The sequence below is a fragment of the Bdellovibrionales bacterium genome (assembly GCA_019750295.1).
Classification (GTDB): Bacteria; Bdellovibrionota; Bdellovibrionia; order Bdellovibrionales; family JAGQZY01; genus JAIEOS01.
The window spans coordinates 48240-62793 of the sequence record JAIEOS010000012.1 but is presented as its reverse complement, the minus strand read 5'-3'; the positions used below and the strand labels follow the sequence as shown (position 1 = coordinate 62793).

Here is a 14554-nt window from a genome sequence, read left to right as displayed (position 1 = left end):
ATGAAACTCGAAAACGTCATTGGATCCATTTCGCAAAGTATTGCCGAAGCCCACCGCCAGCAAGAGGACTTCGCCATTCAATATCCTCAAGATCGAGATCAAATCCTCCAATCCATTCAACGGCACACGGAGCAGCTTCCAGACGAGCAAAAGCAACGTATTCAAAGCGAAATCCTCTACGAAGGCCCACTGAAACCGTTGTTATCTGATGAAGACATTACCGAGATCATGATCATCTCGAAAGATCAAATCTGGTATGAGAAGTGGGGTGAGTTTAAGAAATTCACAGATACCTTTTTAACCGATCATACCTATATCAACTTTATTCATCGCCTCTGCGACGAAGCCCAAATCCAAACAAACATTAGCGTTCCCTTTGCCAATGGAGTCTGGCAAGGATTTCGGGTACACTTAAGCTCTCCTCCCGTGAGCCCAACTCATATGGTAACCCTTAGGAAACAAAAGCAGAATGTCATCTCGCTGGAGTCGCTCTGCCACAAAGGGTGGTGCACAACGGAGGAAAAAAATAAGTTGAGCCAACTTATCAATGACAAAAAGAACCTCATTGTGGTGGGCAATACAGGAAGCGGAAAAACCACTCTGATTAATGCGCTTATGAATGAGGCCCAAGACCATCGATGGGTGAGCATTGAGGATACGGCCGAGCTCCGACTCCCCAATGCCTTTAGCGCCTCCCTTCTCACCCGGAGCGATGCACAGCTGCTGCTTCCAGAAATCACCCAAACGGACCTTGTAAAGCAAGCTCTCCGTATGCGCCCCGATCGACTTGTGGTGGGAGAAGTTCGCGGTGGTGAGGCTAAGGATCTTCTCATGGCGCTGTCCACGGGACATAAGGGATCACTGACAAGCTTGCATGCAGAAAACGCCGAGCAGGCCTTGCTCCGTCTTGAGATGCTCATTCAGATGGGAGCGCCCGAATGGAGTTTGGATGCTATTCGTCGTCTGATTTATTTTTGCGTGGATGGCTTGGTCATCACCCAAAAAGAAAAGGGTCGATGGCACCTGGCTGGAGTTTACAGGATCTCAAGTCAGGAGCACTTTGGTTTTACCGTGGAACGGATTTAGAAAATAAATGGTCTCAAGCTGGTGATACGCCAGCCTGTTATTTTTTTGTTTACGCTTCGATATCTAAGTAAGAGCCTTTAGGGACAGGTTCACCGAGGAGAGGTCTTTCCTGCTCGAGACTCTTAAAACTCTCGACAGAGGCCATCTTCGCCATGCTTGTTGGCGGCTCGATCATTCTGTTGGACATAAAGTCTAATTCTTCGACTTCATTCACTGCCGACGGATTACTTGTACTGCTGTTGATGTAAACTGAAGCATTCGGATCAAAACCACTTTGCTCATCGTTAAAGATCGCGACGCCCCCATGACGAGCCGATCGTGTATTGCGCTCATCTCTTTGCATACGATGGGCATCTAACGCTTTACTGACAGATGAATGGTGCCCGGTGATTCCCGAGCCTCTTTCCCAATTCCCACGGGAGCTCATTGGCTCAGACGATGGCGATAAAATCACTACTGGGTATCCTAGATTTCCTGAAACCTTATCCATGGTTCCTCCTCAACAACATCGTGTTGTCTCGTAGAATTTATCGGAGAGAGCTGTCTCAAAATGAACGAGACCAAGGGATAGAACTGTCTCTTTATCATCCAGGACTAGGGTTTAGGAGATCTGAATCGACGAAAAATAAAGATTAAAACACAAACGGAAATGAGGATGCTGACGAAGATTGTTGATAACCATGGTCTAAGGTCTTGCACGGACGCAATGTTTCGCTCGCCGATACGCGTTTTAGCCACCGTCGCCTCACACAGCGGTTCGAAATGAAAAGTGAACTCTTGCGTTGATTCATCTGTTTTGTGGACAACAAAAAAGACATCGTCGGAATGGGTCAGCGCCACAAATGTTTCGTCACCACAACTCTGCTCTTCGAGAAGTGCACTGATATCCAAAGCACAGTATCCAGAATCACAGGGAGCGTCGATCCGAGAAGTCCCATCATCCGTCGTAACTTCGATGCGACGAACTCCAATTCGATCTCGCGGACTTAAAAAAATCTCGGCCTTAAACTCCGTTCCTTGGTGGATTTCGGACTTAACGACTCCTAAGGAAAATGAGGACGCGCTCGCAACTCCAGTCATCGCTCTCGCCTCCCCGGCCACAACCGAGAAATACACTTTCTCAATTTGAGACGGCCCAAAATCCTCGGGAGGCTGGGTGAGCTCTATACGTCCATCTTGGCCGATGTGACCGTCCTGATCGATCTTACATCCCGCTAAGACCAGCGCCAGTATTGAGATTAAAAGAATTCTCATAGGGGACTTATCGGTTTTTCTCTCGGAAAATCAAATCACGAACCGCCAGCCCGACCTACGGCAAAGAGTTCACTTTTTCACCGCCATTGCCGATAAATAGTCGTGTCGATACAGATAAATCCTCTTCAGCATTTAATGGAAGATCCCTTCATCACGGAAATCATGGTGAATTCGTACGATCAAGTTTTTGTCGAGCGTGATGGCTCTGTGGCTCTCACCGCCACCCGTTTTAATAGTCGCCAGGAATTCGTCGACTATGTGAAGGCCATTGTCCAGGCCGATGGACAATTCCAAGAGGAAAAATTATTTTACGACGGAATGCTCCCCAACGGAAGCCGCTACAATATCGTACTTGCACCGATGAACCCTTTGGGTCCAAGTCTAACCCTTCGAAAGTTCTCAAATAAAAAGTTCCGGTTAGAAACTTTAGTGCAAAAGCAATCTCTCAGCGACAAAGCAGCCTTCTTTTTGAGTCTCGTGGTACGTGCGAAATCGAACATCATCGTCTCCGGTGGAACTGGATCTGGAAAAACAACATTCCTCCAAGCCCTGACCTCCGAAATCTCCGAGGACGAACGCATTGTTACTATCGAGGATATTCCCGAATTACGGTTACATCATAAAAACTGGGTTCAATTACTTTCCGTAAGAGATAAGGGCAATCCCGTTACCGTGCGCGATTGTCTCGTCAACTCTTTGCGCATGCGTCCGGATCGCATCATCGTTGGAGAATGCCGCAGGGACGAGGCCTTTGATATGCTTCAGGCCATGAACACCGGCCACGAGGGCTCGATGACCTCCATTCACGCCAACTCTTCGCTGGATTGCCTCACCCGGCTCGAAAATCTCCTCCACATGGTGGGCTTCGACGTTCCGTTAAAAACGGTCCGACGACAAATTGCCGACACCGTTGATTACATCGTTCAACTCAAACGCGTCACGGGCGGACGACGAGTGATCTCGGAGATTTTAGAAATTACAGGAATGGAAGAAGACGTCATCACCCGAGCTCCCGTTTTTCAACTCTCAAAGAGCGGAAAACTTGAATCCACAGGTTACGTTCCCAAAAACGTCCAAGCCATGGAAGAAAAGGGCATCAAAATCCCACAAGATTTCTTCAACCCCAATTTTCAATTTAAAAAAGCTTCCTAAAGCGAAGCGGGGCGCCCCTTGCCAGTTTGAGCGGTAAAAGTGTCCGCTCATTACCAACCCCACAAAATGCGGCAAACTATTCCTTAGAGTCCTTAGTCACGACTCTAATTCCAAGATCTAACAACTGATGACGATCCACCGTACTTGGAGTGTCGGACATCATACAGGTCGCTTTCGCTGTTTTAGGAAAAGCAATCACATCGCGAATCGCATCTGTGTTGCAGAGGATTGTGACTAAGCGATCAAGGCCCCACGCAATTCCACCGTGCGGAGGAGTTCCGTAATTGAGAGCATCGATAAAATAGCCGAATTTTTCTTTGGCTTGTTCTGGCGTAAGACCAAGAGCTTTAAACATAAGACTTTGCACTTCGGAATTGTGAATACGAATACTTCCGCCGGCGATCTCTTCGCCGTTACACACAAGATCGTAAGCCTTGGCTTGAACCTTCGTGAGGCTCTCGTTATCGCCCTTCATCATCATTTCGATGTGCTCGTCCTTCGGTTGCGTGAACGGATGGTGACAAGCCACCCAGCGCTTCTCTGTCGCATCATACTCAAGAAGTGGGAAATCCACGACCCAACAAAACTTATCTGCTTTTTTATCGATGAGATTAAATTGGCGACCCACATGAGAGCGTAAAGCACCAAGGGCCGAGCACGCATTTTTATAATCATCGGCGATGATTAAAGCCATGCGACCATAATCATTCGGGCACAAGCGGTCATAGATCGATTGAAGAACCTTCTGATCTAAAAATTTATTTACGGGAGAATGGAAAGTTCCATCGGCGTCTTTACGAATCCAGATTAAACCTTTAGCGTGATTGTCTTTGGACAACTGAGTCCATTTATCGATTTGCGAGCGAGAGATCTCTTCCTTCACCGGAATACCAAATCCTCGAATCGCGCCGCCACGTTCGGTCACATCGGAGAATACTTTAAATGGAACACCTTTAACCAAATCGGCAACGCATTTAATTTCCATAGGGTTACGAAGATCGGGCTTGTCAGAGCCGTACTTCGACATCACTTCGTCATAGGTCAATGTGGGGACAGGAGGAATCTCTACACCACGGAATTCTTTCCAAATCTCGCGAAGGAGTTGCTCGTTCACTTTGCGAATATCATCGGTATCGACAAAACTCATCTCGATATCGATCTGACTGAATTCAGGCTGACGATCGGCACGCAAATCTTCGTCACGGAAACAGCGTGCAATTTGGAAGTAACGATCAAAACCACTGATCATCAAAAGCTGCTTGAGTGTCTGCGGGCTTTGAGGAAGGGCGTAGAACATTCCCTGATTCACGCGCGAGGGAACGAGATAATCCCGTGCGCCCTCGGGAGTGCTCTTATATAAAATGGGCGTTTCGATCTCTAAGAAATTGTTTCCCGCCAAAAAGTTGCGAACTTTCTGCATCACATGGTGGCGCTTGATGATATTTTTTTGCAAAGCCTCTGAGCGCAAGTCGATGTAACGGTATTTTAAACGAACGGCTTCACTGACGGAATCGTCATTCAAGTGGAAGGGAAGCGCCTGCGCTCGAGATAAAATCGTGCATTCTGTCGCGACGACTTCAATACCTCCAGTGGCGAGTTTAGGATTTTTCATGCCCTCGGGGCGAGTCTTTACTGTGCCTTCTAAAGCAACAACATATTCCCCCCGCATGTCTTTCGACATCGACATTTTTTCGTTTTGAGGATCCAGAACCACCTGGACAAGACCCGTGCGATCTCGCAGATCGATAAAGACGAGTCCGCCATGATCACGGCGGGAATCCACCCAGCCCATTAATACGACATTGGAAGACTGATGACTCTCTCGCAAGTCGCCACAATAATGAGTTCTTTTTTTACTTTTTACAAATTCCATGGATCCCTCTCAAATGTACAATCCTTTTGTTCTACATTTGTATTGGAAAATCATGTAGTCCTGGACTCGTATTGACACGCCCTATTATGACAAAAAATAGGTAAGAGACTAGTTTTAATCCGAGCAAGGAAGGTTCACATGCCCAAAGTAAATGTCGATGTAAATTCCAAGTATTCCGCCGAAGAAACTTACAAAAGAATTCAGGGCCTTTTTGGTGAAGGCAGTGACCTTAAAAAAATGGACTCCTCTATGACCTGCACCTTTGACGACGCCAAACTCAGCGCCGCCGCCAAAGGAAAGCAGTTTTCCGCTGATCTTAAAGTGTCTCCCCAGGGCTCTAACAGCAATGTGAGTATCGAAGTCGATCTCCCGATGCTGATGGGAATGTTCAAAGGACAGATTAAATCCACCATCGAACACAAGCTCAATAAACTTTTGGCCTAAGCTCGATGGCGAAAAAGACAAAGAAAACGGTCAAAAAAGCCACTCCCAAAGCGGCGCCCAAGAAGGCTAAGTCTTCTTCCGTTAAGACTAAGGCAAAACCAAAGTCAGCCCCCAAGAAAAAAATCTCTACGTTAATGACCAAAGCTCCTAAAAAAGAAGCGAAGGTCGTTCAAGCCGAAATCGTTGATTCGTCTCGAGCCCTGAAAGGCTCCAGCGAATTGACCCCTGTCGCGTCGGACGCTCTCACCGTTTATCTCGCCAACGTGAACAAGTACCCTTTGCTCACTCGCGAGCAGGAGAACGAGATCGCCCTTCGCTATTTTCAAACGAAGGATCCGAATGATGCTGAAATTCTTGTGACCTCGAACCTTCGATTTGTCGTCAAAGTGGCGGCGGAATATGCAAAGTTTGGAAATCGCCTGATCGATATCATTCAAGAAGGTAACGTGGGTCTTATGCATGCAGTAAAGGAGTTCAATCCGTATAAAGGCGTGCGCTTGATCACCTATGCGGTGTGGTGGATTCGTGGTTACATTCAAGAGTATCTGATGCGCCAACATTCAGTCGTTCGCATTGGAACCACTCAAAATCAGCGCAAACTCTACTATCATCTACAAAAAGAAAAACAAAATTTGGATCAAATTGGCCAAGGTGGCGATGTCGCACTTTTGAGCGCGCGGCTTGGCGTTCCCGAAAGCGACGTCAAGATGATGGAAGAGCGCATGTCGGGCCGTGATGTGAGCTTAGACGCTCCGGTGAGCGAAGACGGCGAATCCATTCGACTGGATATGGAAGCGACCAACGAGACAGGGGTTGACGAGCAGATCGCTCATCGCGAATCACTCAAAGTCCTCGATCAAAAGTTGGGAGATCTTCGGCCTCAACTCAACAAGAAAGAACTTTATCTTTTAGACGAGCGCTTACTCTCCGATAATCCCATCACCCTGCAAGACATCGGTGAAAAATGGGGCGTCACTCGCGAAGCCGTACGCCAAATGGAAGCGCGCTTAATGAAAAAAATCAAAGACGCCGTCAGTGCGACTCTTAAACCTGAATAAAAATGCCAGAACTCGCCGAGGTCGAAACCGTTCGACGACAGATTCACAAACAGTTGGTCGGTCAAAAAATCAAAGCCTTAGATCTTGATCCCAAAGACCGTTACCTTTTTGCGTTCGCTCCGATAAAAGAGGTTCAAAAAGCTTTGATCGGCGCCAAGATTCGCGGCACCGGTCGCAAAGGGAAATACTTTTGGTTAGAATTAGATCGTAAGCCCTGGCCGATCTTCCATCTTGGGATGAGTGGTAACGTCGCTATCGTTAATCCCAAAGCTCAAGGCCGAGGGCCCGAGAAGATCTGGGGCGGTGCTAAGTTGTGGAGCGAAAAGAGCGAGAGTGTTCGCGAGAAACTGTGGTTCTCCCGGTTGCTTTTGGAGTTTGAAAAAGGTTTCGAGATGGCATTTATCGACCCCCGCCGCTTTGGTCGCATGTGGCTCACCGATAAACCCTGGGAACATCCGCGCATCAAGGCGTTGGGCTTTGATCCCCTCCTCGACTTCCCGGGTGTTAAAGTATTAGGCGAAAAATTAGCTCGACGTAAAAAACCGATCAAATCTGTGCTCCTCGATCAGAGTTTATTTGCGGGAATTGGCAATTGGTTGGCGGACGAAATTTTATACCACGCGCAGATTGCACCCAAAACTCTGGCCTGCGCCCTGAAGCCCGCTCAGCTCAAGAAGTTGCATCAGCAAACGTTAGCCGTTGTTAAAAAGGCGGTTCAGGTGGATGCGGACTACGAGCGATTTCCAAAGACATGGATCTTTCACGAGCGTTGGGGGAAATCTAAAAATGCCCGCACCCGTCGCGGAAAAATCGTTCACGAAGATATTGGTGGTCGCACGGCCGCTTGGGTGCCCGGCTGGCAAAAGTAATTAATCCCCGCAATTGATATGTTGAATAAAGGGATCTGGAGAAAGCTCAAGGCTCGCGCTTCCGTTTTGATTGAAAAGGATCTGTTGTCGTTCTTTCCCCGGGCTCTCTAACTCGAAACGAATCGCATAGCGAAAGCCGAGGAGAGCACAAGCTCGGTCCGCTTGGATCAGCGTCAGAGGGCCATCGCCGTCGGGGGCGCGCAGTTCAGGATAGATATAAGAGTTTATACCCGCCTCTTTGGCGCTCATCACCACATACTGACACAAAAATGAACCATCACTATCCAGGGCGGAATTCCAGCAGTTAGCCTCTACCGAAAGAAGTTGAGCGCTCGCTGAAAGCGAAAGAAATAGAAAACACAAAATTGGGATGAACTTCATGGAAACCTCTCACAGAAGATCATCGCAAATTTGAATCGGAGTTGTCGAGCTGAAGGCGCTGTGGCATTCCCTCAGAAGGACGGCGCTATTAAGAGGCTTCTAAATCGCGGTTTTGGAACGCTTGATTGAGCTTAGCTCTTAAGCGAACGATGGCCTGGGCGTGAAGTTGCGACACGCGACTCTCCGTCACGCGAAGAACTCGGCCGATCTCTTTTAAATTTAAATCTTCGTAATAGTACAAAGAAAGCACTAAGCGCTGACGCTCAGGAAGCTCTTCGATCGCTTTTGTGATCACATCTTTTAAGAATTTTACATCGAGCTGGTTTTGAGGGTTATTGAATTTACAACCGTCTAAGATATTAAGAATAGACTTTTTATCCACGGTGCTAAACGTGGGTGTTTCATCAATGGAGACTACACTCACCGGCCGCACTTCGTTGACCAGCTCATGAAGTTCATCCATCGAAATCGCTAGCTTCTCGGCGATCTCTTCGTCTTTAGGTGTTCGGCCTAAGTTAACTTCAAGCTCAACGATGGTTTTGTCGAGCATCTTCGATTTATCACGAACCGATCGAGGCACCCAATCCTGAGCGCGCAGTTCATCGAGAATGGCTCCACGAATACGGAATTCAGCATAGGTTTTAAATTTATTATCACGGGTGGGATCGTATTTATCGATCGCGTCCATGAGCCCGATCACGCCGCTGGAGATCAAGTCATCTAATTCGATGTTCGAAGGAAGACGGGCTGCGATCTTTTGCGCAACGAATTTAATAAGAGGCGCATACTCAACGATGAGTTTGTCTTTTTGTGCAGGAGAAATTTTTAACGCTTCTTCTTTATATTTTTTCGCGGGCGAATTTGACATAACCAACCTTGTTCAACCAGTTTAACAAAAAAATTCAATTAAGATAGAGGGGCCAGACTCAAGCAATATTCAAGACCTGGTTCCAAAAGAACTGTAGGCCCCCACGACATTCGTCTTTACGTGCGGAATTATCAATAAAATCAGCAATCCGCTTCATCCCAAAACTAGACGAACAATGAGGTGCAAATGAGGAAACCAGCTCTTGTTGAGCCGTCGCCTGTCTCAATTTGATATCAAATGGGACATATCCAACATATTGCAGGTTAATGTTAAGAAACTTCGCCGCGACCGTATTGATTCGGTCGTAAACTTTAAGAGCCTCTTGCTCGTTAAGCACTTGATTGGCCACAATCGAAAAGGTCTTGATCTTGTATTTTTGATGAAGAAGCTTAATTAAAGCGTAGGAATCCGTAAGGCTTGACGGATCCGCCTGGAGTACCACAAACACCTCTTGAGCGGCGCTGCTTAAATACAAGACTTCGTCGGAAATGCCAGAGGCCGTATCGATCAGTAAATAATCGTACTCCCCTTCGAGCTGACTGACGCCATCAATGAGCATTTTCTTTTGGAATGCATTTAACTGCGTGAGTTCTAAAATCCCACTGGAGCCAGGAAGGATATGAACATTCTTTGAGTACTTAACGATAATCTCCGGAAGCGTGGCGGTTCCGTCAAAAAAGTTTTTTAATGTTTTATCCGGATTTTTTCTAAAGAAGATATCCACATTCGCTAGGCTCATATCGCCATCAAGAATTAATACTTTTTTATTTAAATTTGATAGCAAGTAGGAGAGATTTGTTGTGAGCGTCGTCTTACCTACGCCACCTTTTCCCGACGTGATGCTTATTGTTCGTATGCTTTTCTCAGTCATGTTTTTCGCCTTCCCACTTAGTTTTAGAAATTTTGAAGATGAGATCGAGAACTCGTTCCTTAGTCGCCCACTCAAAGTCTTCGGGAATCATTGGTCCCATGCCGAAGGCATAAAACGGAGCAGGAACGTTTCTCTGAAAGTTAATTAAAAATCCGTATCTATGAACTTGATCCAAATTAGTGAACATCACATCATGGAAGTGAATCGCTTTAAAACGACGGCTCAATCCACTGAGCTCTTCGTCTCTCATCATGGCCGATAAAACCAAGTGAATGCGCGCATCCCCCAAGTTTTGCGGGATTAAATTTTTAATCCACTCAATCTCTTCCATTTGCGAGAGTGATAACCCTTGCGTATCAAAAAGAATGTAATCCACACCATTGAGCTGTTGGATCACGCTAATCACCTCGTGACTATTCTTAACCACAGCAAAAGGTACATTTAATATATGGCTATAGATGCGAAGTTGATCGACCGCGCCCACTTTGTTGGTGTCCGCAGAAATAATGGCCACTTTTTTTCGTTCTTTAAGAACAAGGTGGCTCGCCATTTTCACCAATGTCGATGTTTTGCCGACTCCGCGGGGTCCCACAAAAAAGTGGAAACGACCCACCAACGGATTTTTTACGACGTCCATGGCGTTTAATACCCACTTTGCCGTGTAGGCATCAAGCACCGCTCGTTTCTTTACATTCTCACCCAGCTGTTGATGAGCCTGTTTTAAAATCATTGCTGCCGTTTTATCATCACAGCCCGCATTGATGAGCTTATCGTACATGAAGCTCGCTTCGGGAACGATCCCGTGTTTGGCGCCCGAGAACGGGGGAACTTCCTTGGCGGCAGAATTTCCACTGGTGGATTGGAGTAAGGATTGAAGTCTTTTAATTTCGCCCTTGAGCTCTTCCAGTCGAGCCGTGTCGGCTTTGTTGATCACTGTTTTCGACGTTCCCGTTGCCGTCACCGTTTTGGGCTTAGCGTCTTTAATAAAATCTGATTTTTCGATGGCGGTGAAGGCGTTCAGTACCGCCTGCTTCACTCGCTTTCCGGCGGTGGTAGCTTCCGTTGGCGATGTCGTGGCTCCGTTGGCGGATGGCTTTAAAGTATTTTTTCTCTTGAGTTGAGCCAGCTGTTGCTCAAACTGCGCCTCAGCATCGTCATCGTCCTGAGGATCGTCTTGGTAGCCCTCGTCCTCTTCACGAATGGATGCGTAATTGACTCCAGCAAGACTGGTGCGGCGTTTCGTTTCGATTTTTTCTTGAAGGTTCGAGTAAATAGAATTGATCACTTCGCGCTGATGACGAGCTGGTCGGCTTGAAAGTTTTTGTCTTTCTTTTTCGGAAAGATTGCTCTCGACCACACGTTTTTTTTGATACGTTTGTTCGGCCACGGCGGCCGTGATCATGACTTTCTTAAGCGCATTTCGATTTCCCGCAATTTCGCGAGTCGAAAGGATAATGGCATCAGGGCCGAGATCTTTTTTCACCTGATCTACGGCTTCCTTTATAGTTGATGCCTCGTATTTTCTAACTTGCATACGGAACCTCCACGACTCCTACGGACGAAACTCTGGCTTGCGATGACACTTCGTTATGCGAGAGCACCACAAGTTGCGGAATAAATTTGCTCACAATTCTATGAACATGGCGACGCACCGTTGGGCTTGTTAAAAGAATCGGCTGACTTGCGATCTCCGGGTGCGACTCGATCATGTCAGCAATGTTAAGCACGATCTTTTGCATGCGCATCGGATCCATGGCCAACTGAATGCCCTGTTCTGTTTGCATGAGGGATTGGATGATCTCTTCCTCGAGATTTCCACTCAACGTCATGACTTGAATGCTACCGCTATCATCCGCATACTTCGCCGTGATTCCGCGATTTAAACGACGACGTACGGCTTCGGTCAATGCGTCGGTGTCTTTGCTCTTAGAGGCTTCGTCACCGAGAGTTTCGAAGATGGTTAATAGATCGCGAATGGAGACTTGTTCTTTAAGAAGATTCTGAAGAACTTTAACCACGGCTCCCAGAGACAATTGATCTGGGATAAGATCTTCAACCACTTTCGGGTAATTCTTTTTAAAGTTCTCTACCAGCGCACTCGCCTCTTGGCGACCGAACAATTCGTTCGCATGCATTCGAAGAACTTCCGTCAGGTGAGTGGCCATGACTGTTGGCAAATCCACCACGGTGTAACCCTTAAGTTCCGCTTCTTCTTTATGACTCTTCGTAATCCATAGAGCATCCAGGCCAAACGCCGGCTCCTTCGTGGGAATACCATCGATCTTTTTAGAAGCGCCGCCGGGATCCATCGCCAGAAAACATTCAGCCTTGAGCTCGCCCTGTGCCACTTTGTGACCCTTAATGAGGATTCGATACTCCCCTGGCTTCAACTGTAAGTTATCTCGGATATGAACTGGCGGGATGATGACCCCTAAATCTATAGCAAATTGCTTACGTATGCTCACGATACGCTCCATGAGATCGCCGCTTTCGTGAGACTCGACGATATTAATTAATCCATAACCCACTTCGACCTCAACCAAATCCAAAGGAAGAAGGCTTTCGATATTTTCGGATTTAGGTCTCTGAGCTTCGGCTGTTTGTTTTTGCTCTTCGTCCTTTGCCTTTTGTTTTTGAGTTTCCATAGTGACGTAACCGATTCCGCCGAGCAGGATCGCCATAAAGGCAAACGGAAGAGCCGGAAGCCCTGGAATCACGGCGAACATAAACATAATTCCCGAAGCCGCAAAAACGGCTTTCGGATTGATGAAAAGCTGTGTGGCGATGTCGGCACCAATGCTCGACTTCGAACTGTTCTTCGTCACCACTGTACCGGCCGCTGTCGAAACGATCAGCGCTGGAATTTGCGTGACTAGCCCATCACCCACAGTTAATTGCGTGTAGAATTTGGCGGCCGTGCTGATATCTAACCCTTGTTGAAGAACACCGATGGCTAGACCACCGATAATGTTAATCACCATGATCACGATCCCGGCAATCGCATCTCCACGAACGAATTTACTGGCACCATCCATGGCTCCGTAGAAGTCCGCTTCGTTTTCGATCTTCTTACGACGAGTCCGAGCTTGTTCTTCGTTAATAAGACCAGCATTCAAATCCGCATCGATCGACATTTGTTTACCCGGCATTGCATCTAACGTGAAGCGCGCTGCCACTTCCGCAATACGACCCGAACCTTTAGTGATCACCACAAAGTTAATGACAACTAAGATGATAAAAACAATAAATCCAATGGCGTAGTTATTCCCGATGACGAAGCTTGAGAACGCGTGGATCACAGATCCTGCCGCATCTGGACCGTTATGACCCTCTGAAAGAATTAAGCGTGTTGTCGCCACGTTGAGCGACAGGCGGAAGAGAGTCGAAATCAAGAGAAGTGAGGGGAAGACGCTAAAGTCTAAGACCTGTTGCGTGTAAACGGCCACCAAAAGAACTAACAAACTCAACATGATCGAAAAAGTTAATGATAAATCCAAAAGCACTGGAGGAAGTGGAATAATCATGACGAAAAGAATCGCAATGATCGACAGGGCCATGACCATGTCTAAGTTTTTTGAGAGCTTATCGAACTTTCTTAAAAATTGAATCATCGCTTCCATTAGATCCTAGCCAGTTTTTTCTTTTTAAGTTTAAAGACGTAAGCGAGAACCTCAGCCACCGCGGCAAAGAGTTCACGGGGAATAACCTGTCCCAGTTCCATAGTTTTAAAAATCGCACGCGCCAGAGGTTTGTTCTCGACGATCGGAATATTGTGCTCTTTAGCGAGCTCTCTGATCTTCATAGCGACGTGATCCTGGCCTTTAGCTAATAAGATCGGGGCCGCGTACTTTTCGGGATTGTATTTTAGAGCGATCGCAATGTGAGTCGGGTTTGTGATAATCACATCTGCCTTAGGCACGTCACTCATCATCCGGCGCTGAGCTGTTTCTTTTTGTATCTTCCGAATGCGCGCTTTAATGAGCGGATCCCCTTCTCGGGTTTTCACTTCGTCGCGAATTTCTTGTTTTGTCATCTTCATCTCATTTTCGAGCGTGAAGCGTTGAAAAAAGTAATCCGCGATGGCGATCACAAGCATCAGGATGCCGACACTAAATAGCAATTTAAAGATGAGCGTTACAAGGAACCCCATCGTCTGCGTGGGTGAGAATAAAGTGAGCTCAGGAAGTCCCGTCATCACCCCGGAAAGAATTTTATAAACCACGCCCCCGATGGCCGCGAACTTCGCGAGAGACTTAACCCCCTCCATCAGATTCCGAAGACTGAAGATTCGTTTAAATCCCGTGAGCGGGTTCATTTTATTTAAATCTGGAGAAAGAGCTTCTTCGCTAAACAACAGACCGGTCTGGAGCACCGAAGCACCAATCGAAAACACAAGCGCGAAAAGAAGAATTGGCGCCAAAATCATCGCCGCCTTGATTCCAAAGGCTGCAAGGTAACCCGTGATGTTGTTGTCCCGGAGAACATCAGGACGGATGAGATCAAAAGCCATCCGGTAGGTGTCGAAGATATTATCGAGGAAGTACTTCCCCATCATCCACATCAAAAGAGCTAGACCCAAAAGCATAAACACCGACGAAAGTTCTTTCGTCTGCGCGACTTGACCACGACGGCGGAAATCCTCTCTCCGCTGACTGGTTGCTTCTTCTGTGCGTTCCTGCTCGCTGTGTTCTGCCATAA

The 14554-nt window shown here is 47.1% G+C and carries 14 protein-coding genes; 5 read left to right on the top strand and 9 right to left on the bottom strand.

Annotated features, from left to right (window positions below; translation table 11 throughout):
- A complete protein-coding gene (tadA, locus tag K2Q26_03840) occupies positions 1–1086 on the top strand; it encodes a Flp pilus assembly complex ATPase component TadA (GenBank protein ID MBY0314625.1) in 1086 nt (361 codons plus the stop codon).
- A gap of 49 nt (positions 1087–1135) precedes the next feature.
- Here the strand turns inward: tadA (K2Q26_03840) and K2Q26_03835 are convergent, their stop codons facing one another.
- Together K2Q26_03835 and K2Q26_03830 are read right to left on the bottom strand one after the other, a co-directional pair.
- Complete coding sequence (locus K2Q26_03835; GenBank protein MBY0314624.1) at positions 1136–1576, bottom strand: hypothetical protein; 441 nt, start codon at positions 1574–1576, stop codon at positions 1136–1138.
- Positions 1577–1680: 104 nt separating this feature from the next.
- Complete coding sequence (locus K2Q26_03830; GenBank protein ID MBY0314623.1) at positions 1681–2340, bottom strand: hypothetical protein; 660 nt, start codon at positions 2338–2340, stop codon at positions 1681–1683.
- Positions 2341–2442: 102 nt separating this feature from the next.
- On the opposite strand from K2Q26_03830, the gene tadA (K2Q26_03825) reads away from it, so the two are divergent.
- A complete protein-coding gene (gene tadA / locus K2Q26_03825) occupies positions 2443–3492 on the top strand; it encodes a Flp pilus assembly complex ATPase component TadA (protein MBY0314622.1) in 1050 nt (349 codons plus the stop codon).
- 76 nt (positions 3493–3568) lie between these two features.
- Here the strand turns inward: tadA (K2Q26_03825) and aspS are convergent, their stop codons facing one another.
- Positions 3569–5365 carry an aspartate--tRNA ligase gene (gene aspS / locus K2Q26_03820; GenBank protein MBY0314621.1) on the bottom strand — a complete coding sequence of 599 codons (1797 nt, stop codon included), beginning with the start codon at positions 5363–5365 and terminating at the stop codon, positions 3569–3571.
- Positions 5366–5503: 138 nt separating this feature from the next.
- Here aspS and K2Q26_03815 point away from each other — a divergent pair, with 138 nt between their 5' ends.
- The 3 genes from K2Q26_03815 to K2Q26_03805 are packed head-to-tail and all read left to right on the top strand — an operon-like array spanning position 5504 to position 7736.
- Positions 5504–5809: a polyhydroxyalkanoic acid system family protein gene (locus tag K2Q26_03815; GenBank protein MBY0314620.1), complete on the top strand. Its 306-nt coding sequence runs from the start codon at positions 5504–5506 to the stop codon at positions 5807–5809.
- 5 nt (positions 5810–5814) lie between these two features.
- Positions 5815–6867, top strand: coding sequence for an RNA polymerase factor sigma-32 (locus K2Q26_03810; GenBank protein ID MBY0314619.1), 1053 nt, complete (start codon positions 5815–5817; stop codon positions 6865–6867).
- A 2-nt stretch (positions 6868–6869) separates the two neighbouring features.
- Complete coding sequence (locus K2Q26_03805; GenBank protein MBY0314618.1) at positions 6870–7736, top strand: hypothetical protein; 867 nt, start codon at positions 6870–6872, stop codon at positions 7734–7736.
- On the opposite strand, the gene K2Q26_03800 is transcribed toward K2Q26_03805, so the two are convergent.
- From K2Q26_03800 to flhB, 6 genes are all read right to left on the bottom strand, one after another.
- Positions 7737–8117, bottom strand: coding sequence for a hypothetical protein (locus K2Q26_03800; protein ID MBY0314617.1), 381 nt, complete (start codon positions 8115–8117; stop codon positions 7737–7739).
- An 88-nt stretch (positions 8118–8205) separates the two neighbouring features.
- On the bottom strand, positions 8206–8985 hold the full coding sequence (locus tag K2Q26_03795) for a FliA/WhiG family RNA polymerase sigma factor (GenBank protein ID MBY0314616.1): 780 nt from the start codon (positions 8983–8985) through the stop codon (positions 8206–8208).
- Between the two features lie 58 nt (positions 8986–9043).
- Entirely contained in the window at positions 9044–9856 is an 813-nt protein-coding gene (locus K2Q26_03790; GenBank protein ID MBY0314615.1) for a MinD/ParA family protein, read from the bottom strand.
- On the bottom strand, positions 9849–11390 hold the full coding sequence (locus K2Q26_03785; GenBank protein MBY0314614.1) for a hypothetical protein: 1542 nt from the start codon (positions 11388–11390) through the stop codon (positions 9849–9851). The genes K2Q26_03790 and K2Q26_03785 overlap by 8 nt, the downstream gene beginning before the upstream one ends.
- On the bottom strand, positions 11380–13476 hold the full coding sequence (gene flhA / locus K2Q26_03780; GenBank protein MBY0314613.1) for a flagellar biosynthesis protein FlhA: 2097 nt from the start codon (positions 13474–13476) through the stop codon (positions 11380–11382). Before flhA ends, K2Q26_03785 begins: the two co-directional genes overlap by 11 nt.
- Positions 13476–14552, bottom strand: coding sequence for a flagellar biosynthesis protein FlhB (gene flhB, locus K2Q26_03775; protein ID MBY0314612.1), 1077 nt, complete (start codon positions 14550–14552; stop codon positions 13476–13478). The genes flhA and flhB overlap by 1 nt, the downstream gene beginning before the upstream one ends.
- Positions 14553–14554: the final 2 nt, after the last annotated feature.

Coding starts and splice junctions, on each gene's coding strand:
- tadA (MBY0314625.1), top strand. CDS start 1: ATGAAACTCGAAAACGTCATTGGATCCATTTCGCAAAGTATTGCCGAA.
- K2Q26_03795 (MBY0314616.1), bottom strand. CDS start 8,985: ATGTCAAATTCGCCCGCGAAAAAATATAAAGAAGAAGCGTTAAAAATT.
- K2Q26_03835 (MBY0314624.1), bottom strand. CDS start 1,576: ATGGATAAGGTTTCAGGAAATCTAGGATACCCAGTAGTGATTTTATCG.
- aspS (MBY0314621.1), bottom strand. CDS start 5,365: ATGGAATTTGTAAAAAGTAAAAAAAGAACTCATTATTGTGGCGACTTG.
- flhB (MBY0314612.1), bottom strand. CDS start 14,552: ATGGCAGAACACAGCGAGCAGGAACGCACAGAAGAAGCAACCAGTCAG.
- K2Q26_03810 (MBY0314619.1), top strand. CDS start 5,815: ATGGCGAAAAAGACAAAGAAAACGGTCAAAAAAGCCACTCCCAAAGCG.
- K2Q26_03805 (MBY0314618.1), top strand. CDS start 6,870: ATGCCAGAACTCGCCGAGGTCGAAACCGTTCGACGACAGATTCACAAA.
- flhA (MBY0314613.1), bottom strand. CDS start 13,476: ATGGAAGCGATGATTCAATTTTTAAGAAAGTTCGATAAGCTCTCAAAA.
- K2Q26_03800 (MBY0314617.1), bottom strand. CDS start 8,117: ATGAAGTTCATCCCAATTTTGTGTTTTCTATTTCTTTCGCTTTCAGCG.
- K2Q26_03785 (MBY0314614.1), bottom strand. CDS start 11,390: ATGCAAGTTAGAAAATACGAGGCATCAACTATAAAGGAAGCCGTAGAT.
- K2Q26_03815 (MBY0314620.1), top strand. CDS start 5,504: ATGCCCAAAGTAAATGTCGATGTAAATTCCAAGTATTCCGCCGAAGAA.
- K2Q26_03830 (MBY0314623.1), bottom strand. CDS start 2,340: ATGAGAATTCTTTTAATCTCAATACTGGCGCTGGTCTTAGCGGGATGT.
- K2Q26_03790 (MBY0314615.1), bottom strand. CDS start 9,856: ATGACTGAGAAAAGCATACGAACAATAAGCATCACGTCGGGAAAAGGT.